Below are 878 nucleotides of genomic sequence, written 5' to 3' on the forward strand. Positions count from 1 at the left end.
TTCGATCTTTGTGCAGGCGTTTAATGCCGATGGCTCCTTGAACGGCACCACGGTACAACTGGAAGCACCGGGTAATGCCAACCATAGCTCCCAGATCACTGAGGTAGGCAGCGATGGCGCCTATGTGGTGACCTGGTACGGAAGGGATAGCGACGGTGACTATTCGGTCTTTGTGCAGGCGTTTAAAGCCGATGGTTCCGTCAACGGTGCCACGATACAGTTGGAAGCGCTGGGTAACACCACTGGTCATGACTATGATCCACAAATCACTGCGGTGGGCACTGATGGCGACTATGTGGTGACCTGGTACGGAAGGGATAGCGACGATGATGATTCAATCTTTGTACAAGCATTTAACGCCGATGGTTCCTTAAGCAGTGCCGCGGTACAGTTGGAAGCACTGGGTGAGACCACCAGTGGTGACTATCTGCCTCAAATTACCGCTGTGGGCACTGATGGCGCCTATGTGGTGACCTGGCAGGGGTACGATAGCGACGGTGATTTTTCAATCTTTGTGCAGGCGTTTGATGTCGATGGCTCCTTCAACGGTGACATGGTACAGCTGGAAGCGCCGGGTCATACCACTGGTGCTGACTATTTTCCTCAAATCACCGCGGTGGGCACTGATGGCGCCTATGTGGTGACCTGGCAGGGAGTCAGCGGCGGTGATAGGTCGATCTTTGTGCAGGCGTTTAAAGCCGATGGCTCCTTCAACGGCACCACGGTACAGCTGGAAGCGCTGGGTAATACGGCAGGTCAAGACAGAAACCCCCAAATCACCGCGGTGGGCACTGATGGCGACTATGTGGTGACCTGGTACGGTGAGGATAGCGACGGTGACTATTCGATCTTTGTGCAAGCCTTTAACGCCAATGGTT

General features: G+C 54.3%; 1 protein-coding gene. It reads left to right on the forward strand.

What is annotated here, in order from left to right:
- On the forward strand, positions 1-878 hold an 878-nt coding region (locus tag Q4551_RS16150; protein ID WP_303434958.1), incomplete at both ends, for a hypothetical protein.

Origin of the sequence: Oceanobacter sp. 5_MG-2023, from assembly GCF_030548165.1 — a bacterium.
Lineage (GTDB): Bacteria > Pseudomonadota > Gammaproteobacteria > Pseudomonadales > Oceanobacteraceae > Oceanobacter.